The following is a 20,769-nucleotide window of genomic DNA, read 5'->3' as shown; positions in this document are numbered from 1 at the left end:
TTCTGTTGGCCGTGTTGTTTCTTTCGCTAATCGGTCATCCTACGGAGGCGGTGACCATCTATGTCAAAGTCATGGTGGATGAGGAGGAGCCCGGGGTTGAGCGGCTGTGGCAGAAACGGTTGAAAGATCGCGTGGATGCGGCCTCTGACATTATCAACGAGTATTGTGACATCCGTTTTTCGGTTTCTGAATTTGGTACTTGGCAATCCGATAATCACATCAACGATTTAAATCGAAGTTTGCGAGAATTCGAGCAGGAAGTGGAGCCGAAGTCAGGCCAGATCGCAATTGGATTTTCGAGTCAATTCAAGTTTCGCAAGGGGCGAAACGGGCTGGGTGGCACGCGCGGCCCTTTGCATTCCCATGTGCTTTTGCGAGAAAGCTCGAAACAAATTCGAGAGCCGGAGCGTTTGGAGGCACTGGTTCACGAGTTGGGCCATTTCCTGGGCGCGGCCCATTCCGGTTCGTCCACATCGGCGATGCGTCCGGTCATCGGCGATGGTCAGGCTCGTGCGCGTTCCTTTCGTATTGGTTACGACCCGATCAATGCCAAAATTGTGCAATTGGTGGGATCCGAGGTGAACGTGTTGGGTGTGCGACGCTTTCAGAATCTTTCGGATACGACCAAAATGAGGATTCGAGATGGCTACGTAAGGCTCGCCAAAGAGTTGCCCAAGGATCCCGCTGCACCCCACTTCATTCGTTACATCGATCAGTCACGATCGGTACAACGTGCTCCCGTTCAGTCGTCGCCCAACGGGGCCAAACGAGCGCCTCTTAAGTAATCTGTCTGTGATCGGTTGGGACTAGCTCGTCACGATCCGGGAAATTTCGTCAAGCAATTCAGCGACCACTCCCGCATAGAAATGGTTTGCACCCGGGATGACATCAATCGTTGGCCGTCCCGTTGCTGGCCAAGTCAGTCGTTCGAGTTGATCAGTGATCCCTGCAAAGGCCGTCTGTTCGGCTTGCAATTCTTTGGATCCATAGATGAAAGCCAGTGGGCAATTGACCTGGTTGGCGAAGCGTAGAATGTCGTAGCGGTCGGCGGAGCCGTATTTATCCAAATAGGTTGCCGGTGACATGGCCATTGAAAAGGGGAAGGTTGCCTGGAAGAGCATTTCGGGTGCGCCAGCAGCCATGAACGTTTCAGCCGCCTCCAGTGAACGCCGATAGTCGCTCGCGTCTTTACTGTCGAGAAATCGACGATGATTTAGGCTGGGTGGTGAGAGGGCGATCACGCGTGCGACATTCGCTTCACTCGCATATGCCTGTGCATAAACGACTTTGATGGCTCCGAGGCTGTGTCCAAGCAAGCCGATGCGACGGTGGCCTTGTTTCGTCAGAAATTGGATCCAGGCTGAGACGTCGTAGCGGCAGTCATCAATGATTTCGAATGCAGCGCCCTGCCTTTTGCCGCCGAAGGTTGTCGAAGCCGTACTGATCCCATCATGGCCTCGGGTGTTCACGCTCAAAGCCGCTACGCCGTGGCTTCCGAGACGGTCGCAAATGCGTGCGATTAGGCTCGATCCATAGAAATTGCTGCCAATACCCGAAAAACAGATGATGGCGTCCAGATCTGATTGGGACGTGGGGTTTGAATTCACTTCGTGCAGCACCCCATCAAGGCGCATTCCATCGGAGGTTTGCGTGTGGACCAAGTCGACTTTCATGGTTGTCCTTCTTTAGTCAATCGGCTCGCTTCGTGAACGATTTTCTCAGCTGTAAGATTTCAGTTTCACGAAGCATGAGTTCAGGCTGTGCTTTGGTGAGCGGTGGGTAGTTGGGCGGTTTTATGTCAAAAAGGGTAGCCGGCGATCAGAAACCAGCTACCTGGGCCACACATTCTAGTAGTTAGCGGTCGTTCGGCAGCCCGTTTTCCGTTCGACCTAACCTACTTCGTGGGGAGCTTGTTGGCTATATTCGTTGGCTGGATCAACATTCCGTGGGGAAAGACACGTTGGATCGGGTGGGGCGATGGTGTTGAATCATTTCTTGAGAGCGCGGGTATGACGTGGCTTGTGTTGCTGGTGATATCGTTGGCCTTTTTGGCGGTTGGCTTTTTGGGACGCCGCCGGATCAAGAGCCGAAGCGACGTTACCGAATTAATGATCGCAAATCGGCACTTGCCACTGGGCTTAGCGTGGATTTCACTCGCGGCGACCTGGATTGGTGGTGGATACGTTAATGGAACTGCGGAGGCAGTTTACGATCCGGGGCGAGGGTTGGTCTGGTGTCAAGCGCCTTGGTGTTATGCACTCAGCCTGGTTGTTGGGGGGCTCTTGTTCGCGGGGCCGATGCGTCGGCGCGAATATCGAACGATGCTTGATCTGTTTGACGATCGTTACGGCAAACGCATGGCTTCTTTTCTGTATCTGCCGGCGCTGGTTGGCGATTTGTTTTGGACGGCGGCGATTCTTTCCGCTCTGGGGGCCACGTTAGGGACCCTGTTCGGAATTGATCCGGCGCTGGTCGTGTTAGTCGCCGCGACCGTCGTGGTAACTTATACCGTGATGGGTGGACTTTGGTCCGTCGCGTTTTCTGATGTTTTGCAATTTGTCTGCATCTGTGTTGGTTTGTCGATCGCGCTGCCGTTTGTGATCCATCAGTGTGGTGGATTGACCGAAATGTGGCGTGACTACCAGGCCGTTTACGGAACAAAGGCACGTCTTATTCCGGATGCGAATGCGTGGACTCAGCCGGACCCTTGGGGATGGCAATGGGTTGATGCGGCCTTGTTGCTGATTTGCGGTGGGATTCCATGGCAGGTTTACTTTCAACGTGTTTTGGCAACTGCGAACGCTCGTTCAGCTCAAGTTATGTCGGTGACCGCAGGTTTGGCCTGTTTGCTAGTGGCCTTGATTCCAATGCTGATTGGAATGGGCGGGGCGTGTCTCGATTGGAATGCACTCGCGGTGGAAGAGCCCTCGGATGCGGCCATTATTTTACCCTATTTGCTTCGGCATGGAGTTCCCTCGGTTGTTTCGCTGATCGGCCTGACTGCGATTGCAGCCGCGGTGATGTCTTCGGTGGATTCTTCCATCCTTTCTTCTGCTTCGATGTTTGCCTGGAATGTTTATCGACCTTGGATCGGTCACAACAAACAGGACGCTCGATTACAGTTGGTGTTACGAGTTGCGATCGTTGTCATTGGTGCGGTTGCTGCCACCTTGGCCCTCCGTGTTGATAGTGTCTACCAGCTCTGGTACTTCTGCGCCGATCTCGTCTATGTGGTGTTATTTCCCCAGCTCGTGATCGCCCTTTTTTATCAACGGTCAACAGCGGTTGCAGCGGCCCTCGGTGCGGCCCTTGCTTTGAGCCTCAGGGGCGTGATGTATGTAGCTGAATCGGGTTTCGCGCCGGCCTCGCTGGAGGCTTTGAATGAGGCCGTTGGCTGGCTTCCTTGGAAAACGTTGATCATGCTGGTATCGCTGGCGACGATTGCGGTGGTTTCACAAGTGACTCAAGAAACAGGCAAGCAAAGAGGGACCGATGAATCGTGAACCAGAGAGTTCGCCTTGGCGCGTGTTACTGGCGCTGGGAGTCCATCTTTACACAGCGATGGGCATCGTCGTCGCTTTGTTTACAGCGATTGCCATTTTGCATCAGGATTACCGAATGGCCTTCTTGGCGATGATGGTGTCGGTCCTGATCGACGCCACCGATGGAACGCTAGCGCGTGCTGCTGACGTGCGGCGTCACACCCCCTGGATTGACGGACGCAAGCTTGATGACATCGTGGATTACGTGAATTACACGTTTTTACCCGTGTTGTTGATCTGGCGAGCCGGCTGGCTGCCCGAGCCGGCCTGGTTGTTTTGTGCGTTTCCGCTGGTAGCAAGTTCGTTGGCCTTTGTTCACGAAGGCGCAAAAGAAGAGAGTCGGGGATTTTTTCGCGGATTTCCCTCTTATTGGAATGTGGTCGCCTTCTACTTGGCGGTCATTTTTGATGGGACCGAATCGTGGTGGGTTGCCGCCATTCTGTTGGCGCTCAGTGCACTCAGTATCGCGCCGGTGCGATTTGTTTATCCCAATCGGCCGCCCTGTTGGAAGCCTTTCTTTTTAGGAGGCGCGGCGGTTTGGGCGATCGTTTTGTTGGTCATGGTGCTTCAGTATCCTGAGGTAAGTCGACTCTGGTTCGGACTGTCATGCGTCTACCCTGCTCTGTACGTGGGCTGCTCCTTTTACCTTGACTGGATAGCCCGCCGGGGATGATGAGGGGGAAAAACATTACTTGGATGGCTTTTGGGGCGATTCGTCACGTTTCCAACGTTCGGGGCCGGAGATAATGTTGTTGATGTTGTTGGTCAGATCGACAATGGTGTCCCAGTCTGTCGCAATGATGTCCTGAGCGTGAGCCAGATTGTTCCGCAATCGTTCGAAGCCCTTGACGGCGTCTTCGACCTGACGTCTTGAATTAAATCGTGTGGCCGATCGTAGTTGCGGATTGCGCGCGAGAATTTGCCCCTTATCTGAAAGTTGGAGGCACTCGGATAACTGGAGATGTTGATTTCTGCGCTGGCGCTCCGTTAGCAGTGCTTCTGCTTTCTGAATACGACCTGCTGAGAGATACTGTTGCCACGAATCATCGGGACAGACTTGCTCGATGATTCGAGATAATCGCATTTCGATTAAAGTCACCATTCCAAACAGCCACATTCGAAAAGGGGGCTTTTGCAGATCGGTTCGCGTGATAATACCGCCCACTTGCCCTAGCATCGTTACGAAGAGACGTTGTTCTTCCTGCAAGCCATGGATGACGTCAATTAGTGGTGCCGTGGCATGAATGACCGTGCCGGACTCGAAAGTTCGCAGGTGATCCTGGCATTGACCGGCTGATAAATCTGCCAAATCGATATAGCCAGTGATCATGCCCCGATGGCGCACGCCAACAACCAGGTACTTGTGCTCCAGCATGTACTGTTTCACCTCTTCGGACGAGGCTTGGTCGTCGAAGGAACGAAGCGGTTCGGCGATATCATGTGCTGAAAAACCTTGATAGAAGAGACGACGTAGGCTGTCTTCCGTGGATGGATTGAGTGGCATGGGGCATTCAAGAGTTTCGTGTTGAGGTGGGCGAGTAGCGGATGCAGCCAATTTGAAGAGACAATGGTACCGGCAACCTTTTGTGGGGACTTGGTGTGGCTCAAGCTGCCAACAAGCAGAGCACGGATTGTGTCTCAGTCTTTGCCGTGCGCACTGCCGGTGCGGACCCTTCTACGTCTTGCATCGGCGGAGGAGATCGAATAATCAAATTTGACATTGTGGATTAGGTTTTGTCACGACGTATCCCTTCGATCACGGATAAATTATGTCGACCAGGAATCACACGCGTTAACTCAAAGCCAGCTTTTGCAAATAGTTCCCGGAATTCGTGTTCAGTTCTTTCTCGGCCGCCCGGCACCAACAGCATCGTGAGATCGAGGAACTTCGCAGAACAGGGAGTGTTGCCGCTCAAGATGACGTTTTCTACGACGAGTAGCTTTCCGTTTTCCGGCATGACTGCGTGGCAGTTTTGCAAAATTCGCAGGGATTTGTCGTCATCCCAGTCATGAATGATATGACGCATCAGATACACGTCGGCGCCTGCGGGAATCGATTGGAAGAAATCGCCACCGACAATTTGGCAACGATCGTTGAGCCCGGCGGATTGAAAGGTTTCAGTCGCGCGTTGAACCACATGGGGGAGGTCAAACAAAATGCCGTGAAGAGCCGGGTGATGCTCGAGTATTTTCGCCAGTTTTGACCCATTGCCGCCGCCCACATCGGCGAGTACGCCAATGTCGGCAAAGTTATAAACTTCAAGAATTGCCTCGGTTTCGTGGCCGTGGCTCGCTGTCATGGCCGCGTCGAATATCCGAGCCGAGTCAGGGTGGCCGGTTAAATAATCAAAGAACGGTTCGCCGTAAATCTCATCAAACGCGGTCTGACCACTGGTGATCGATTTTGTGAGATTTGCCCAGGTTCGATAAATCTCGCTGCCCATCATTAGCGCGAGCGGTTGGAGAGAGTCCGGGGAGTCGGCTCGCAGAAGTTCGGCCAACGGGGTTAGTTCGAACACTCGGTTCTCGCCCTCGGCAAAAATATTGAGACTGGCCAACGCCCGTAGGAGTCGGAAAAGAGCATCCTCGTTGACCTCTGCCTCTGCTGCGAGTTGAGCAACTGATTTGGGACCTTGTTTTAGCCGATCCGCGATTTTAAGTTTGCACGCTGCATGAATTGCCTGTGAGATGCTGTACCCCATAATCATGCGGGACATTTGTTCGTGAAGGTTTTCGTTACGCATCGCCTGGTTGTTCCGAGGTGGCTCTGATTGGGATCGGTTAATACCTGGATTCTACCGACCGTCCTGAAAAGCTGGTACAACCAACGAGCCAAATTTGACTCAGTTTGTCTTCTTCGGAGCTGCTCTGATGCGATTCTCTCATCATGTTCCCATCGGGATTTGTATTTTGTGGTCGATTAACCTCGTCTCCATCACACGGCTAGTTTCAGCGGAAGAAAATCCCGGAGCTTTGTCTGTCGAACTGCAACGCGTGTTAACTGGGGTTCTAACGGAGCAATCGAAGGCCTGGAACGCAGGAGAGTTGGGTCGGTTTATGGAATCTTATTGGAATTCGGACCAACTCACGTTTAGCTCGGGGGGCAAGACCCTACGGGGCTGGGAGGCAACGAAGCTTCGTTATGAAACGCGATACCCAACGCCAGCCCAGATGGGGCAGTTAAGTTTCGGTGATTTGGAAATGTTTTCACTGGGCGAAAACGCAGCTTACGTTTTAGGGCGTTGGTCACTACGAAGGCAAGCGGGTGATTTAGAGGGAAACTTTACGCTCGTCTTTCGGGAAATCATCGGGCGATGGCTTATCGTCCACGATCATTCGTCTTTGCTACCGAAGAAGGCATCAAAGAAACCTTGACAGCACCGGCTAGTCCCAATGAGTCAGGTCAAGGGAAAGCTCTTTTGCCAATTGGTGATTGTGCGGTCGGTAATGTTCGGATAACCAAGCACGGGTTGCCGATTGCATTTTGGGACGTGCTTGAATCTTCAGGCCAGCTTGTAGTATTTTTGAGGCGGGTGCGGCGATCGGGCTACCGAATGTTGTGTTTGGTGCGAGTTGTCTCAACCAATCCGGTGTGCGCCGTTGTTGGCGGTTTGCGCGCCGAAGACGAAACGTCCATCGGTTGACGCCCCGCAGGCCAAGAAACGATCGCAGCCGCGAAACCGTTTGGAACGGTTTGGCGACAAATTGATCAAACAGAATGATCTGGATTTGCTGTTCGGGAAACAGGCGGCGATAACGCTCGATTTGTCGAGCGTAGTAACCAGAATCCAAATAGGTGCCTCTGTTGCCGCCAGAAACATCATGTTGTCGAATCTGACGGTAATCGGATTCGACGCGGAATTGTTCACCTCGTTCCAATTGTTGTTGATTGTGTTTAAGGGCTTCCTCGAACGAGTGTGATTCGCGTCCGCGTGAGGCAAAATGCCACCAATGTGAATAGGCTCGATCGATTGGGTTGCGAAGTAAAACGATCAATTTTGCCTGGGGGTTGGTTTGGTGGATACGTTCTGGAACGTAGGGCAAGTACAAATTGCGGTGACTGGCATCTCCGATCGTCGTCTCATACTTCCAGTGACGAAAGTATTTGCAGCGATAGTGTGCTAAACCTGCGGAGAATTCCCAGGCAAAAAAGAGAGGCTCTTTGGGACGAGACATGCAAACTTCACGGCTTGATTGAAGATGTTCCCAGAGGGAAGTTGTCCCGCACTTTGCGGCGCCTAGGATGAACAGATTTGGCAAGAAGCGATCCTTGTCAGCCATTCCTGCTCCGCTCAGTACGTGAGTGCGCAAATTTTGATTAAATGCCCGGTTGCCTCTAGATTCTTTGAAATCTCCCGGTCACTGTCAATCTCGATCAACGGGGGCTGGGCCGCGGCGGCAGAGCGGACCAGACCGCAACGGCTGAGAAAATTGGCAGCAGCAGAAACAGCAGCAGTGCGGGTTGATACGATTCAAATTGATCAATCGAGAGGGCCAGTGGAATTGGGCCGACTGCCGAGGCAAGAATCATCGCTGCCCAAGCGACGCCTCGAATTGCACCTTGATTGACGCGGCCATAGTAGTTAATCCAAATCACCGTGCCTGTACTGCGAAAGATGCTGCCCTGGGCCCCCAGCAACAAGGCATACAGGATGACCATCCATGGGCTGGGCATAAGAATGACGATGACTAGGGCGAGCGCGAGAAAAATCATGGCTGCCAAAAGAATAAAACGTCCTTCGATGCGATCCGTTGCCCAACCGGCTGGGAAGGTCATCAGACTGGCGAAACCTGCCTGAATGGAAAGCATTCCCAACGCCCAATTCGCTGGGAGGCCGCGGCTACCCAGCAAGGACACCTGGTGAAAAATCAATCCCGTGCCAATCAACGCCGCCGTCGCCGGTACCGAGAGGAGTTTCCAAAAAGTAAGGTCCCGCAGAACCTGGTTAACGGACCAGGAATCTTCCAGGGCCACTATTTTTGGGCCTCGTTTCGCTGATTCGTCTGTTGATTCGGGCAAGATGCCGTCCGGGGTCAGACCCACGTCTTCCGGTCTATCCCGTATCAGGATCAGGCCAGGAAGGACGAGGGATGCTGCGACAGCGATTGCCAAAACCTGCCAGGCGGTCTCCCAGTCGTAGTTCTCGATTAACCAGTTGTTGAGTAGCGGCACGGTCATCACGGATGCAGCGCCCCCCAGTCCCGCGATCGCCGTTGCCATTCCCCTACGTCGCTCGAACCATTCACCCACCAACCACACTGAAACAAGAGTGAGCGATCCTTGGCCGAGGCTACGAATGCAGCTGAAGGCAACGTACAACTTTGGCAGGGAGTCGATGGTCGACATGAAAAAGCAGGAAGCGGCGAGGCCGATTGAAATCAAGGGCAGCATGATTCTTGCCCCCCACTTATCGACAAGACGTCCCACTCCCGGCAGCAAGCAAGCGCTGACAAACGTCGCGAAGCCGTACGCAAGCGAAAAATTGGTCTCGCTGAGGGAGAGTCCCTCCCGCATGGGATCTTTAAAGGCGGCGACGGAATAAGACTGTCCGGGAGCAGACATGTACTGACCAACTGCTGCGATGGCTAGCATTCTCCAGCCGAGAAAATATCGTCGCGATGGTTGCGAAGAGGCAGATGTTACCGCAGGTTGGTTCGAAGGCAGCGTGCTCATAAGGGCTGGCCACAGTTTACCCAAGACTGGTCAAGATGATAGCCGGCTAGCACTCAATTGGTTCGCGATCGTTACGCAGCTTTCCCCTCCGCCAGGCTCCGTTCGATCACCGGTTGCGCGGAGTGAATAGCCTGACGAAGGGTAGCTTCGTCGATTTTCACCTCGTTGCCCACGCTGGGATTGGGGAGAAAGGCTTCGACCGAATTGCACGGAGCGGGCGGTATAGGAATCAGGCAGGAAGTGTTTGCAGCGATTTCGAGGATTGACGGCTGAGCGGCATGCCGATCAGATGCAATACGGTTTCCGTCGCCGGCTTTTGGGAGGATGAAGTAGGTAGGCTAGAAATTCGCCAGGCAGATTTTGACTCAAACCTTACCAGTGGGAGGAAATCAATTCGGTGATTTCATTCCGTGGCCGACCTTGAACCCAGTTTCGACGAAATATCCAGGGTGCGCGATCGTGTTCGCGATTGTACTCGTCGATTCGAAACCCATTAGGATCGTGAGAAACGATAATTCGTCGGTTACCTTTGGTGTCGATGTGTTCGATTGTTTTACGGTGCCCCATATTCATCACCTATGTTTAGAAATGACAGTGAGATGAGAGGAGGTACTTGCCCCACCGTAGAGAGGTATCCGTCGAGCCTTGAATCTTGCAGAATTTATCTCCGCAAAACTTGAAACAAATTTGGCTTGCGACAGGCTCGCTTGCGAAGCCGTGGCGTTTCGTCGCTATTCCTTGATTTAGCTCATGACCGTCAAGATACCGCGACAAAAGTCGGGAAGATCGTCAGGCTTTCTACTTGACACAAAGTGTCGATCGATCACGACCGCTTCGTCCCGCCAGATCGCGCCAGCATTCACGAGGTCATCCTTGATTCCAGGGGATCCGGTGACGGTGACGCCTCGATAGACTCCGGCTGAGATCGGAATCCAGCCGCCATGGCAGATGGCTGCGACCAATTTTCCTGCGTTGTCGAATTCTTGGACGATTTCCAGGACACGAGGATCACGCCGGAGTTTGTCCGGCATGAAGCCGCCTGGCACAACCAAGCCGTCAAATTCGTTGGTGTTGACGTCGGAAATCGCCACGTCAGAAGCGCATGGATAGCCGTTCTTCCCCGCGTAGTTCTGCTGCGCGTTCGGCCCTGCGACCACAACAGTCGCCCCTGCTTCAATCAAACGCAGCTTCGGGTACCAAAGTTCAAGATCTTCGTAGATTTCGCCCACGAAAATGAGGATTTGTTTACCCTGAAGTGGTTGCAGCATTGAATTCTATCCTGATCGTAGTCGGGTGGCCAAACACGATGGTAAGGTCGTGTGTTTATCGCCCTTCATTGTAGCGATTCTTCTCTTGCTGGCGCGTTGGGCGTTGCCGATTAACACATTTGCCCCGTGCAAACAGGTTGACCTTTTCGAATGTCACGATCGTATTGCTATTGATCACCTCTTGAAATCGGGCCAACTGGCCGACGCCGTCCCAGCTTCGCTCTCGTCCAATTGCAATTCGATTTTTGAGCAGAAGATGGCGACCGTTAATCACCCGATTACGGGCGTGAATTTGGGTGAAATGCAAGCATAGCCCGATTCTTTCGGGGCAGCCAAGCAATCCTTCTCGACGGCTGTCGATTGGCTCGATGTGAGCGCCAGCCGACGAGTCGGTCGAGTCGCCTGCTGTTCTTGAAACGGGCAATGACGCTGGATGAGTGGCCGTTCAGACGCGATTCCCAATCGCTCAGTTTTTGTCCCGTAAAACAACTATCGGCCCTCGCTTGGAATTCGGTGCCCGGCGACAACATCACACGCACGGGGTGATAGGAGCGTAAAGAAAAGCTTGCGCATGTTTTCCTGTGAGGACGATTCTTCCCCGAAATGGTGGCTGTTGTACGGCTCTTCTCACTGGTTTGGTGAGGCACCTTCTCTAACTCGGGGAGAGACGCGAGGGCGGGTTAATCGGGATGCATCCGCAGTTCTTCGTTGTCGGCGAGGTTCTTGTTAAGTAATTTTGGCGGTCGCTGAGGATTGGGTTGATCGCAATGAGAGTCGGTGATCGCTTTCGATATCGAGATGCCGCAGTTGGATGGCTACTCGTAGCGTCCCTTTTTTGTTTTGATGACTTTGATTACGTCATCATGGCGATTGCCTTCGATGACATCTTTCAAAACGATATTTCCGTTAACGTATTGAAGATGGATGCGCCAACCAGAGATTTTCGTGATGTCCGCGCGATAGATGGCCTGTTTTACTCCACGTACTCGGTGGAGTCTCGTTTTGGGGAAGCTTCTCGTGCGGTGGCAGTCATTATCCTCAAGCTCGGCAAGCGCTTCCAGGAATGCGAGCTTCAATTTGTCATCAGGAAGTTTTTTTAAGGCATCGTAAATGATGCCGAACTCGTCGAGTAAGCGTTTTAGCTCAGTCATGAAAATGTGCTCGCTTAACGAAGTATCTTGATTTGCGGTTGGGAAATGGCTGATGACTGCGTTGATTCAGCTGTGTTGATTCAATCGTCGGTGAGATCACGGTAAAGATGTTCGATAATCCATTGGCAGGTTGGTGCGAAATCTCTCTGATCGACAACTCGAAACAAAGTAACCCGCAGCTCTTTGAAAACCGGATCTTCATCGACGGTGAAAAAGATTCGCCATGAATCGACGGATTGCACGTAGAGCGATGCTTCGACGCCATCCGCCAAAGTGGGTTTCATTAGCTCGACCTGTTGAATAAAGCGGGTCGGATCGTACAGGAGTAATTGGCAGGAGTCATTGATTTCCGTCCCTAGCTCGCTCTGAACGTCCGGCGTTAATCCTTGCCAATCCGATTCGAATGTTGCCGTCTCGTGAAAAACAAGATCCAACGGTGGTTTTACCACGCTTTGGACAAAACGTCGGGCTGCGTCAGTGACGCCGTTGTAGCGAGTCAAAGCTGAGAGTAGCCGTTGCACATCCTCGTGAAGTCCCGCATCGTGTCGCAGTCTGAGTAGGTCGTGTTGCATGGCTTCCATGCGGGGCTTGAAGACAGGAGTGTATTCAAGGAGCCGAGCGTAGCTGGCACGATATTGGGTTGGTAAATCGCTGTCCGCTAAATGGCCAGAACGTTGCGTCCAACGGAGCAAATCCAACGCGCTGTGGCGACTCGTCAGGAAGGCTTTCTCAAGCTCTGGAACGCTGCTATGAATGAGGGCGGCGCATGTTCGCAGTGATTCATGTAGGTCAGCAGTGGCGGTCGTATCGTCTTCGATTTGTTGACGCGTTAACTCAACCGTCTCAATGATCTGGCGGGCATGGTCAAATAGTTGGCGAAGGGCAATCCGTTCGTCTTCCAGTCGCTTCGATAACTCCCAGTCTTGTGCCACTTGGGCGGCGTGAACGCTGGAGGTTGAATGCCTTGCTAGCGTCGCTTGGCCAAGGTCGCAGATCTCAGCGATTGCAGCCTGCATGTCCGCAGACCAAGCATCGATTGGTAACGCATCGTCGTTTGAGTGGTCCATGGCGTTCGGGGAAACGATACAGGGCCCCGTGTCCTTTCTGCTGTTCAAAACGAGCGATCGCATCGCTCCCGCTTGGATGTCGAAAATCCTTGCGAAAAGCGAATCGATCTTCGCGTGAAATTTGGCTTTGTGACGGTTTTGTGTTTGTAGCTGCTCGCGAAATCTAGGCCATCTTTACCCGATTCGCAACACGGATCCGCATCGGTTCTGTCTATCTCGAAGATCCAAGGTAATTTGTGTTCGACGATCTGCCAAGAATCGTGGGCTGGGATTGGCTGGGCTGCTGATTTTTTCAGATTCACATGTTTCTCCTGTTAAGTCGCTTTTCACTTTTTGGTGCAAAAAAGTTGGCGATTGCGGATGCAACGGTTCATCTCCAACTTGGCCTCGTCCTGAGTGACACCTATCAGGCGGTTTGGAGAACGGATGACGGTCGCTCGAGACGCCCGATGAAATCGAGATTTACAATGCTTTTGATCCACTCGAGCGGAGTCGGTAGCACGATTTCATGGAATCAATAATGACATGACCATCGGGTGATCGGTAAGATGGCGACGTGAGACGCGAGAGAGAACGCTCGGGTGCCAGCTGCGGTTTGCGCTGGCGACAAGGGGCAACTTTTCACGACTGACGGCGATGACCGGCGGGCTTGTTGGGAAGGGTCTGTTTCGAGAATGCGCTCAACGAAGAGGGGGCTCTGCTGTGACTGCGGCTGACGCCACCGTATTCGTCTTCAGCTTCCGCAGGTCGATCATGATGTTTCGCTTGAATTTGGCTTATTTGGCTTATTTGTCGGGACTGCGATAGTTGGAAGCTGCATCGCGCTGGCAGGCAAAACGAACGTGGCTGGGTTGCTAGGATGTGGAGTGATTGATTGAGTTGCCTCATTACGCTTTAACTTCTAGCAATGACCGTGCTGGATTCTTGTGCGGTAACTCAACCTGTTTCGGACCTTATCTGGATCTTGCTAGGTCTGGTAGGCGGTCTGGTAGGCGGTCTGGACATTTGGCATAACCGTTGCCGCAAAGCGGTTGATTGAAGTTGGCCTACTCGTACGGCAGGGAAATGCACACAATTGTGGGCGATCTCATCTCACTACTGTTTTTTATCTTTTTATCTGGAAAGTTTTTCCATCAACCTTGAACCGGCGTCGCCTATCCATTCCTAATGCAAACCCATAAATCGAACTTCTTGGTTCATGATGCCCGACGAGGGCCGCAATGAAACGTCTCAATAATCCTCAGCGACTGGTCGATCGCAAGTGGTCAGGGAAACTCGATCGCAATTTTCCTTGGTTGTATCATTTGATTCGAAGATGGGAATTTCCTCAAAGCTACACGCCTGAGGTCGTGGCGAGCGATCAAGTCAAAAAACTGCAGGCGAATTATTGCACGGCATACCTCGAGAAGATTGGCGAAGTGAAGCAGTTTTCGAACGCAGCTCCTTTGCAGGTGCCACTCAGCTATATGCCGATCACAAAGAATGTCCGCCAACTCGCGACGGCCCTTCATCATGCAACCTCCATGGGGAGATCATTCGAAATCGCGAGGGAGAATCCGCGGGAAGAAAGGCTATTTGCCTCGCAACAAAAGGGTGATTGGCATCCTTGGTTGTGGAGCCGAGGCAAGAAGGCAAAAGATTTGATCAAAGCTAACGGCGGCCCGGATGCGAATCCATTACCTGAAGAGTCATGGAACGCTTATTTTAAGGATTCACCCCCGACCAATCTTGGCGAGCCTAAGTTGATGACCACTTCGGGGGAAAAGTTGCCCGCGTGGCATCGCACCCTTTTGGAAATGGCGATTTGCACAGCACAAATCTTTGATCTTAGTGATTCTGTCCAGCGACGGATCGACGAATGGGGAGCGATGATCGATTGGCCGAAAGACGAGCCTGTCTTAGGTATTCACATCCGACGAGGTGATGCTGCCGATGAGGATCTCAAGCAGACAACACGAAGCAGCGCAGTGTTAAATGATTACCTAGCCGCTGCGGATCGACTTGTTGCAACTAACAACATTAGAACGATTTACTTGAGTACAGAATCCACGAGTGAAATTGAGCAGGCTCGAAAAGCTTGCTCGGAATATCGTATTCTTTCGCTTCCGCACGATCGAAGTGTTTTCCCGGTGATTGCAAATGACTCGCGATTCATCGAAGACGTTGCATGGGAGCAACCGGAGATTATTGATCAGATTGTCATGAGTTCATTGGCTGATTTGTATTTTTTAAGCCAGTGCAAGGCCTTCATTGGAACCTTGAATTCAGAATTCAGTATGCTCGGATGGCTACTTTGCATTGGTCATCACCAACACCTGATTCCATACGTTGACATGATTCCTCGGTCGCAATATCGCAACTACCAGGGTAATTTGAGATTTTGGATGGATGCACCTTTGAACTGCTAGGCGCAGTTGATCCGAAACGGATCGGTCTCGCCCCGCCAGCGACGATATCGGTGGACATGTTTTTGAAGGTTCCGCAAGCTGCCCACCAAAAACCGCCGGCTCAAGTGAGTGTTAATGTGTGGTTGTTCGAAATTGTTTAGTAAAACGGTGCGGGCTAAGCTACTGCTGTTATGGACGAGCACGTTGCAGTGAGACAGCAATAGGTACTCCACGACGGCCTCGTAACCGTTTCTCGCTGCTACGTTCCGATCGGTAGCGATGTATGCGGGCATGATACCTTGGTCGGGGCCGAACCCGGCTGATGATCCACCTTGGTGTCGCACTGAGTTGAAGGTGACAACCCGATCGCCAAAATGCTTGGTCATTTTGGCGACATACTTTTCCGAGTCTGTTGCCAAAAAGAGTTTACAGTTAGGTCGCTGCAAAATGATTTGAGAAATTGCACTCAGGTATTTCTTCCACGAAAGTGAAGCAAAACGATGTGCACGACGCTCGTAACACGAAATAGAATCTGTTGCTCTGACATGGACGCCCACCACATAGTGGCCTTTTAAATTGTCTTGCCAGAATGTTTTGACTTGGTCTTTGATGTATTTTCTTGGGCGAACGTATCGTTGAATGATTTCAGCCGTCGTCTGCCTCAGTGCACGGTCTGGGTCATCCCAAAGGTAGGGAATGCTGATCGCTTTTTTTGCGAGCTCTGGATGATCACCGAAATTCGCAGTGACAAAGGCATTTTCATGCATCCGACCCAATTTATTCCACTTCGGGAAATTTTCGTCAATTGATCTGATGATCGAGTCGTCGATCGTTGAGGCGGGATAATCGGCGATCAGCGGTTCAAAATAGTACTCCCACACATTGTCCCGTTCACGAAAGCCTGCTGGCGTGAAATAGGCGCAACGATCTCGAAAAAATGCAATTGGTTTTCGACCTTTGGTCAGCGCCCAAGGAACATTGGCAATAACCTGTTGAATGAGCGAAAAAAGACCAACATCTCGTTCGCAGATTATATGTAGCGGCTTCTGGTTCATCAATTGAATGCTTCCTCGTGAATTTATTGCCATGTCTGATTCGTGTGCGCGCGACCGTATTTCCGCTTGAACTCTTTCACGACGCTCGAACCGCGATCGTCTTTTCCTTCGTAAATGCCACCAAAGAAAAGTTTGTCGTTCCGAATGGTGGCGTGTTCGTACGTCCAATCGGTGAATTTGTGCAGCTTCATCTTGGGGCAAAAGATTTGAACGGCGGCAGATTGGTACACAAGATCGTTCCATCGGTACTTGTAGTTGCCGCCTAGTCGATCGAAATGTTGCAGGAATCTCTGGACTGGAGGTGCTTTCCAAAAACCCACGCGCGTGATGTGGAAATTGTTGTAATAGCCTTTGCGGTCGTAGACTGCACGGCGCACGAAACCGGGAGTTGACGGCCATTTCCACAGTAAACGTGTTTGAGATGGATCACGACTGTTAAGTCGCTTTTTAACGAAGTTCTTCAATTCGTTAAGTTTTCGATCGGCCCAATATTTCAGCCCCGGGTTCCAGATCATGTGCTCGTAGAAAAATTCCGGATCAATATCTTCGGCCAGCAAGTAAGCAATTACCGATTCACCAAATCCACGCGTGACATCAACTCCATCTCTTACGTTCACCCGATATCCGTATTCATAGCCATTATTTTGCATGAATTCAAAAAGGTTATAACGGATTGGAGAATGAAGGAATGAATCGTCATCCATCCGCAAATACCAATCAATGCCAAGCGCATCGAGAACATCGAAAATTTGCAAGCTGTAGAATCGGCACATGTGTCGATGCCCCAGACCGAATCGGTGGAAACCTCGCCATTCCATTGGGATCGGTTCATCTGCAAGGAATTCGGGGACCGTGAAATGAATTTCGTGGAAGTAGATTTCAGGGCGGCCCGCCGCGACTTCTTTCTGGTCCTGTGGAGTAAAGTCTCCTTCGTGGAAAATGATGACAGGGTGTTTGAATTGGTCATTGTAGTTCTTGAACAGTAGTTCCAGGCTTTGATCTAAAAGCGTACGAGAATCTCGGCCGTATTGAGGATCGCGCGGTGTGTTTTGAACGAGAAATACGATTGCCGGATTCACTTGGTGCGTCCCAGTTCAATACGAGGCCCCATCAGCAACCTTCGAATCCAACACAGCAAGCTGCGAAGGAGCTGCCAACTCCATTCGGCCGCCACGCTAAAACAGATCGGATGTCTTTTGGGGGATTCGCTTGTTTTTTTCGGTGCTAATGCTTTTGATGAATGCAACTTAAGATGAAGGTGTTGCAATCCCCAGTCACAAGAGTTGGGAGCTAGTTCTGTCGGATAGATGCGTTTATTCTTCTGGCGGGATGTTACTTCTAGACTCTTTTTACTATGAGAGAGATGGTAGAAATGACAGCCAATGTGTTTTTCGAGTTTGATCACGTGGTAGTGCGGTAACAGTCTTAGGATGAGGTCTGTTTCCATGAATCCCCAATACTTCAATCTTTGATCGTAGCCTCGACAGACATCCCAGAGCTTCCTGTGCATCAGAATGATTCCGACGGGAGCGTCAAACCAAGGATCCTGTATCGTGCCTTCGCGGGGTAACCAATGACCGTACCTTTTAATCAGGTCGCGAACTGTTTCGAAATTGGGAGACCGACGAGCAAACGAAAACGGAATGCTGCGCCGCCCAACGAACATCACCGCAGTCTGAGGTGAAGGCTCAGTCTTTTCAGCCGTGAGCCGATCGAATTTCGAAAAGAACTCTTCGCTGACTAATGTGTCTTGGTCAATGCGGCCAATGAATTGTCCTGTCGCGCGACGAATCGCAACATTGTTGGCGAAAACCTCTGCGAAAATGCTGTCCTCCTCTGCTTCATTCGCGATTTTCGGTGTCACCTCAATGAATCGCGTGATCTTTAACGCTTCCGCTGTAAGGGACAATGATTTGCGTAGTGGGCGGCTGCTTCCCCAATCACAAACCAATATTTCAACCGAATCCAGGCTGGCAGTTTTGTTGGCTGAAAACGCGAGGAAATTTAATGTCGTCTCAAGGCGCCACAGAGAATTTCCTCCATGCTGATCGTTGCGCGAGCAAATAATGAAACTGAACGTCTTCATTTCTTTCGGTGGCGAATGCTTTTCCACAGCGTTCATCTCCGACCGGTCAGATAAAGTTCAGTTGAGTAGATGGCGAAGTGGAAATTACATGAGATTCCAAGATCTCATTCATTTGATGTTTCGCACAGCCGGCGCATTGACTCGGCTTAATCGATTCGATTAATTCGCGATGACGATCACCGCCCCAAAGACGCCGGAGTTCCTGCCAATGATCCCGAGTGTAATCATCGGTTAAGACGTAGATATTTCTGGCGTCACAGCAGAGATGGAAATTGTGACTCGCGTCGAAAACACCGCCAAGAGGCGTCGCATGGCATTTTGTGAAGCGGTAAGTTTCGGCAAAATTTTTGGGGTAAGCCTCCTTGATGATTGCCCTTACGCCGAGCTGGTGTGCGAGTTCAATGACCGTCTCAACATCGCCGGCGTTGTCGAGTTCAACTGGCTCGGTATCAATGGTAGGTAAAAGATTTCGTTGAAAGTCTTTTTTGCTCAGGTGTTCGGTAGAACTCCATCGCAAGAATTTAATTGACATGTCAAGCTGCGGGACTCGCTCTCGAATGTTTGCAATGTTTTTTAAAATCTTGTCAAAGTTCCGCGGGTCGCTTCGCTTGAGTTGGCTCCATGTGTCTCGCGTACCAGCATCAAGGCTAACGCCAAGCCACGTCAATTTGTTCAGCCCATCATTCGTGAGTCGTTCGAGGAAAACACCGTTAGTAATCAGACCCATGTCGATTGCCGATTCGGCGCCTGCAGAAATTAATGTCTCAATTTTATGATTGAGCAGAGGTTCTGAATCACCGGCAATTCGCCAGGATTTGATGCCCCAATCGCGACAAAATGGACCCAAGCGTTTCATCGTCGTTTCTGACATTAGCCGCATTGGCCGACTTGCTCGACTCGACGCTTGGCAGCACCATTCACAGTCCAGGTTGCAGGCACCGTCAACAGGATCAATGTCCACCATGACTGGCGCTTCGAGATTACCCGATGCGATGCCTGTGAGTCGATCGGGATGCGCGAGCAGCCGGAGTTGTACATTGGCGTTGGAGTGACTGTCGGGCGAAGTTTTCGCGTCGTTGATCGTTTGCTGTGACATCGTTTTGACGGATCTCTGGCCCTTCATGAAAATCGTTTTGACGGATTTCTGGACCTTCGCAAAAAAGTGTAGTGGTTCTCACGCGGGATGGCAGCTTATTTCGGATCGGATTGTTGAAGTTCAGTAAGGGCGTGTGTTCGTTCATCAAGTCAGAAGGAAGAACTGATTCATTAGACGGCGATAGGGTAAGTGGGATTTAACCGGTACGGTCAGCTTATTCGAGGGAAGTGAGGATGACGTTGCATACTCGGTCGGAAGACGCAGCTGGTGATTGGTTCTGGTTTGAAATTTCGAAACGCCTCTTTGGTTTTTAGCGTCTCCTCGTTCGATCATACTTGCTGTGTTTTTTTATGATAGCGTGCTGTCCCGCCTTTCGCGCGGAGGCCAGATCGCCATAACGCATTTCTCGGTGAAGAAGTTAAGCGAAGTTAAGCGAAGTTAAGCGAAGTGTTAAGCGAAGTGTTAAGTATCGTTTGATGGGTTACAAGATTTGAATTGATTCACAGCGACGGCGAAGGCGCAGGGCAGATGTGGGTTGCGATCGACTTCTATTGCAATAGGTTCGATTGCGACTAACGTGTAGGTTTGCAACCCACTGCCCTGCACCGCCTAGGTTCCGGCAGATAAAGATCTTTATCATCTCAGTATTCTTGTGAAAACATCATCATGCATCATTCACTCCAGATCTTTGCTTATTCGTTTGTCGCCACTTTTTTGGTCGGCATGGCCGGCAATGTGCAGGCGTCGGTCATCACGACACCGACGGACCTGTCTCCAGGAGACGAGTATCGCCTGGTCTTCGTGACATCGGGGAGCATACGACCTTCAGACTTCATTGAAGATTACAATAATTTCGTCGATGGTTATGGCGATACTATCTTGCCCGGGGACTGGAAGGCGATTGCTTCCACGTATCACTCGGACGACGTTCAAATGAGTGCAAGGGATAACACCGGCACCCAAGGCGAAGCCATGATTCCGATTTACAACCTGATTGGCGAGCGTGTTGCCGATGGCTACGGAGACCTGTGGGACGGATCAATCCAAGCCCCGATTCAATACAATGAGGATGGCGATGTCGAGATTAATGCCGTGCTTACGGGGACGCATCATACTGGAGTTATATGGTCCGCGCAATACTACACGAACTTTGGTTACATGTTGTATGACTCTTATCTAGATCATAAGTGGATCAATTTCGCGGATAGATACACGCATGACGATTTCTGGGATGACGACGGATCTTCCGGCGGGCCTAAAATGTACGGGATGAGTGAAGTGCTAACCGTTCAGGAATCATCCGAGGTGATCCCCGAACCTGCCTCAGTGATCACATGGATGTTATTAGGTACCGTTGGATGTATCGGCACCTGGTGGAATCGTCGCCGCAAAGCGGGCTAGTGAAGCGATCAACTTGAGCATCAAACGCAACAGCTAAGCCAC

Annotated in this window: 19 protein-coding genes; 6 read left to right on the top strand and 13 right to left on the bottom strand. The window is 51.4% G+C overall.

The genetic code is table 11. The features are described from left to right. Positions 1-11 precede the first annotated feature (11 nt). Positions 12-785 (top strand): hypothetical protein, encoded by a 774-nt coding sequence (locus P8N76_01610; GenBank protein ID MDG2380347.1) that lies wholly within the window; start codon positions 12-14, stop codon positions 783-785. Positions 786-806: 21 nt separating this feature from the next. Here the strand turns inward: P8N76_01610 and P8N76_01605 are convergent, their stop codons facing one another. After that, on the bottom strand, positions 807-1,673 hold the full coding sequence (locus P8N76_01605; protein MDG2380346.1) for an alpha/beta fold hydrolase: 867 nt from the start codon (positions 1,671-1,673) through the stop codon (positions 807-809). 240 nt (positions 1,674-1,913) lie between these two features. Between P8N76_01605 and P8N76_01600 the strand changes: the two genes are divergently transcribed. Both P8N76_01600 and P8N76_01595 read left to right on the top strand, forming a co-directional pair. Further along, positions 1,914-3,503 carry a sodium:solute symporter family protein gene (locus P8N76_01600; protein ID MDG2380345.1) on the top strand — a complete coding sequence of 530 codons (1,590 nt, stop codon included), beginning with the start codon at positions 1,914-1,916 and terminating at the stop codon, positions 3,501-3,503. After that, positions 3,493-4,215: a phosphatidylcholine synthase gene (locus tag P8N76_01595; protein MDG2380344.1), complete on the top strand. Its 723-nt coding sequence runs from the start codon at positions 3,493-3,495 to the stop codon at positions 4,213-4,215. Before P8N76_01600 ends, P8N76_01595 begins: the two co-directional genes overlap by 11 nt. A 15-nt stretch (positions 4,216-4,230) precedes the next feature. On the opposite strand, the gene P8N76_01590 is transcribed toward P8N76_01595, so the two are convergent. Together P8N76_01590 and P8N76_01585 are read right to left on the bottom strand one after the other, a co-directional pair. After that, positions 4,231-5,046, bottom strand: coding sequence for a hypothetical protein (locus P8N76_01590; protein MDG2380343.1), 816 nt, complete (start codon positions 5,044-5,046; stop codon positions 4,231-4,233). A 223-nt stretch (positions 5,047-5,269) separates the two neighbouring features. Beyond that, entirely contained in the window at positions 5,270-6,286 is a 1,017-nt protein-coding gene (locus tag P8N76_01585) for a methyltransferase (GenBank protein ID MDG2380342.1), read from the bottom strand. 127 nt (positions 6,287-6,413) lie between these two features. Between P8N76_01585 and P8N76_01580 the strand changes: the two genes are divergently transcribed. Continuing rightward, positions 6,414-6,917, top strand: coding sequence for a hypothetical protein (locus P8N76_01580; protein ID MDG2380341.1), 504 nt, complete (start codon positions 6,414-6,416; stop codon positions 6,915-6,917). Between the two features lie 9 nt (positions 6,918-6,926). Here P8N76_01580 and P8N76_01575 read toward each other — a convergent pair whose 3' ends face one another. The 6 genes from P8N76_01575 to P8N76_01550 form a co-directional block, all read right to left on the bottom strand. Beyond that, a complete protein-coding gene (locus P8N76_01575; protein ID MDG2380340.1) occupies positions 6,927-7,823 on the bottom strand; it encodes a sulfotransferase in 897 nt (298 codons plus the stop codon). A gap of 94 nt (positions 7,824-7,917) precedes the next feature. After that, complete coding sequence (locus P8N76_01570; protein ID MDG2380339.1) at positions 7,918-9,135, bottom strand: MFS transporter; 1,218 nt, start codon at positions 9,133-9,135, stop codon at positions 7,918-7,920. 824 nt (positions 9,136-9,959) lie between these two features. Then, entirely contained in the window at positions 9,960-10,484 is a 525-nt protein-coding gene (locus tag P8N76_01565) for a type 1 glutamine amidotransferase (protein MDG2380338.1), read from the bottom strand. Positions 10,485-10,539: 55 nt separating this feature from the next. After that, complete coding sequence (locus P8N76_01560; protein ID MDG2380337.1) at positions 10,540-10,791, bottom strand: hypothetical protein; 252 nt, start codon at positions 10,789-10,791, stop codon at positions 10,540-10,542. Positions 10,792-11,299: 508 nt separating this feature from the next. Then, positions 11,300-11,635 (bottom strand): hypothetical protein, encoded by a 336-nt coding sequence (locus P8N76_01555; GenBank protein ID MDG2380336.1) that lies wholly within the window; start codon positions 11,633-11,635, stop codon positions 11,300-11,302. A gap of 80 nt (positions 11,636-11,715) precedes the next feature. After that, positions 11,716-12,702, bottom strand: coding sequence for a hypothetical protein (locus tag P8N76_01550; GenBank protein MDG2380335.1), 987 nt, complete (start codon positions 12,700-12,702; stop codon positions 11,716-11,718). 1,220 nt (positions 12,703-13,922) lie between these two features. Here P8N76_01550 and P8N76_01545 point away from each other — a divergent pair. Further along, positions 13,923-15,110, top strand: a complete 1,188-nt coding sequence (locus P8N76_01545) for a hypothetical protein (GenBank protein ID MDG2380334.1) — start codon at positions 13,923-13,925, stop codon at positions 15,108-15,110. Here P8N76_01545 and P8N76_01540 read toward each other — a convergent pair. Genes P8N76_01540 through P8N76_01525 form a run of 4 tightly spaced genes read right to left on the bottom strand, consistent with a single transcriptional unit; the run spans position 15,107 to position 19,353 of the window. Next, positions 15,107-16,177 carry a hypothetical protein gene (locus tag P8N76_01540; protein MDG2380333.1) on the bottom strand — a complete coding sequence of 357 codons (1,071 nt, stop codon included), beginning with the start codon at positions 16,175-16,177 and terminating at the stop codon, positions 15,107-15,109. The genes P8N76_01545 and P8N76_01540 overlap by 4 nt on opposite strands. After that, positions 16,168-17,223 carry a hypothetical protein gene (locus tag P8N76_01535; protein MDG2380332.1) on the bottom strand — a complete coding sequence of 352 codons (1,056 nt, stop codon included), beginning with the start codon at positions 17,221-17,223 and terminating at the stop codon, positions 16,168-16,170. Before P8N76_01535 ends, P8N76_01540 begins: the two co-directional genes overlap by 10 nt. Further along, positions 17,220-18,230 (bottom strand): hypothetical protein, encoded by a 1,011-nt coding sequence (locus P8N76_01530; protein MDG2380331.1) that lies wholly within the window; start codon positions 18,228-18,230, stop codon positions 17,220-17,222. Before P8N76_01530 ends, P8N76_01535 begins: the two co-directional genes overlap by 4 nt. 46 nt (positions 18,231-18,276) lie before the next feature. Next, positions 18,277-19,353 (bottom strand): radical SAM protein, encoded by a 1,077-nt coding sequence (locus tag P8N76_01525; GenBank protein MDG2380330.1) that lies wholly within the window; start codon positions 19,351-19,353, stop codon positions 18,277-18,279. 639 nt (positions 19,354-19,992) lie between these two features. On the opposite strand from P8N76_01525, the gene P8N76_01520 reads away from it, so the two are divergent. Next, complete coding sequence (locus P8N76_01520) at positions 19,993-20,727, top strand: hypothetical protein (protein ID MDG2380329.1); 735 nt, start codon at positions 19,993-19,995, stop codon at positions 20,725-20,727. Positions 20,728-20,769 lie beyond the last annotated feature (42 nt).

The organism is Pirellulaceae bacterium (assembly GCA_029243025.1).
Classification (GTDB): Bacteria; Planctomycetota; Planctomycetia; order Pirellulales; family Pirellulaceae.
The sequence above is the reverse complement of the archived record's forward strand: the minus strand, read 5'-3'. Positions and strand labels throughout refer to the sequence as shown.

Excerpts from the sequence above, each read along its gene's own strand:
- P8N76_01605 (MDG2380346.1), bottom strand. The coding sequence starts at position 1,673 with ATGAAAGTCGACTTGGTCCACACGCAAACCTCCGATGGAATGCGCCTT.
- P8N76_01595 (MDG2380344.1), top strand. The coding sequence starts at position 3,493 with ATGAATCGTGAACCAGAGAGTTCGCCTTGGCGCGTGTTACTGGCGCTG.
- P8N76_01590 (MDG2380343.1), bottom strand. The coding sequence starts at position 5,046 with ATGCCACTCAATCCATCCACGGAAGACAGCCTACGTCGTCTCTTCTAT.
- P8N76_01585 (MDG2380342.1), bottom strand. The coding sequence starts at position 6,286 with ATGCGTAACGAAAACCTTCACGAACAAATGTCCCGCATGATTATGGGG.
- P8N76_01580 (MDG2380341.1), top strand. The coding sequence starts at position 6,414 with ATGCGATTCTCTCATCATGTTCCCATCGGGATTTGTATTTTGTGGTCG.
- P8N76_01575 (MDG2380340.1), bottom strand. The coding sequence starts at position 7,823 with ATGGCTGACAAGGATCGCTTCTTGCCAAATCTGTTCATCCTAGGCGCC.
- P8N76_01570 (MDG2380339.1), bottom strand. The coding sequence starts at position 9,135 with ATGCTAGCCATCGCAGCAGTTGGTCAGTACATGTCTGCTCCCGGACAG.
- P8N76_01565 (MDG2380338.1), bottom strand. The coding sequence starts at position 10,484 with ATGCTGCAACCACTTCAGGGTAAACAAATCCTCATTTTCGTGGGCGAA.
- P8N76_01555 (MDG2380336.1), bottom strand. The coding sequence starts at position 11,635 with ATGACTGAGCTAAAACGCTTACTCGACGAGTTCGGCATCATTTACGAT.
- P8N76_01550 (MDG2380335.1), bottom strand. The coding sequence starts at position 12,702 with ATGGACCACTCAAACGACGATGCGTTACCAATCGATGCTTGGTCTGCG.
- P8N76_01545 (MDG2380334.1), top strand. The coding sequence starts at position 13,923 with ATGAAACGTCTCAATAATCCTCAGCGACTGGTCGATCGCAAGTGGTCA.
- P8N76_01540 (MDG2380333.1), bottom strand. The coding sequence starts at position 16,177 with ATGGCAATAAATTCACGAGGAAGCATTCAATTGATGAACCAGAAGCCG.
- P8N76_01530 (MDG2380331.1), bottom strand. The coding sequence starts at position 18,230 with ATGAAGACGTTCAGTTTCATTATTTGCTCGCGCAACGATCAGCATGGA.
- P8N76_01525 (MDG2380330.1), bottom strand. The coding sequence starts at position 19,353 with ATGAAGGGCCAGAGATCCGTCAAAACGATGTCACAGCAAACGATCAAC.
- P8N76_01520 (MDG2380329.1), top strand. The coding sequence starts at position 19,993 with ATGCATCATTCACTCCAGATCTTTGCTTATTCGTTTGTCGCCACTTTT.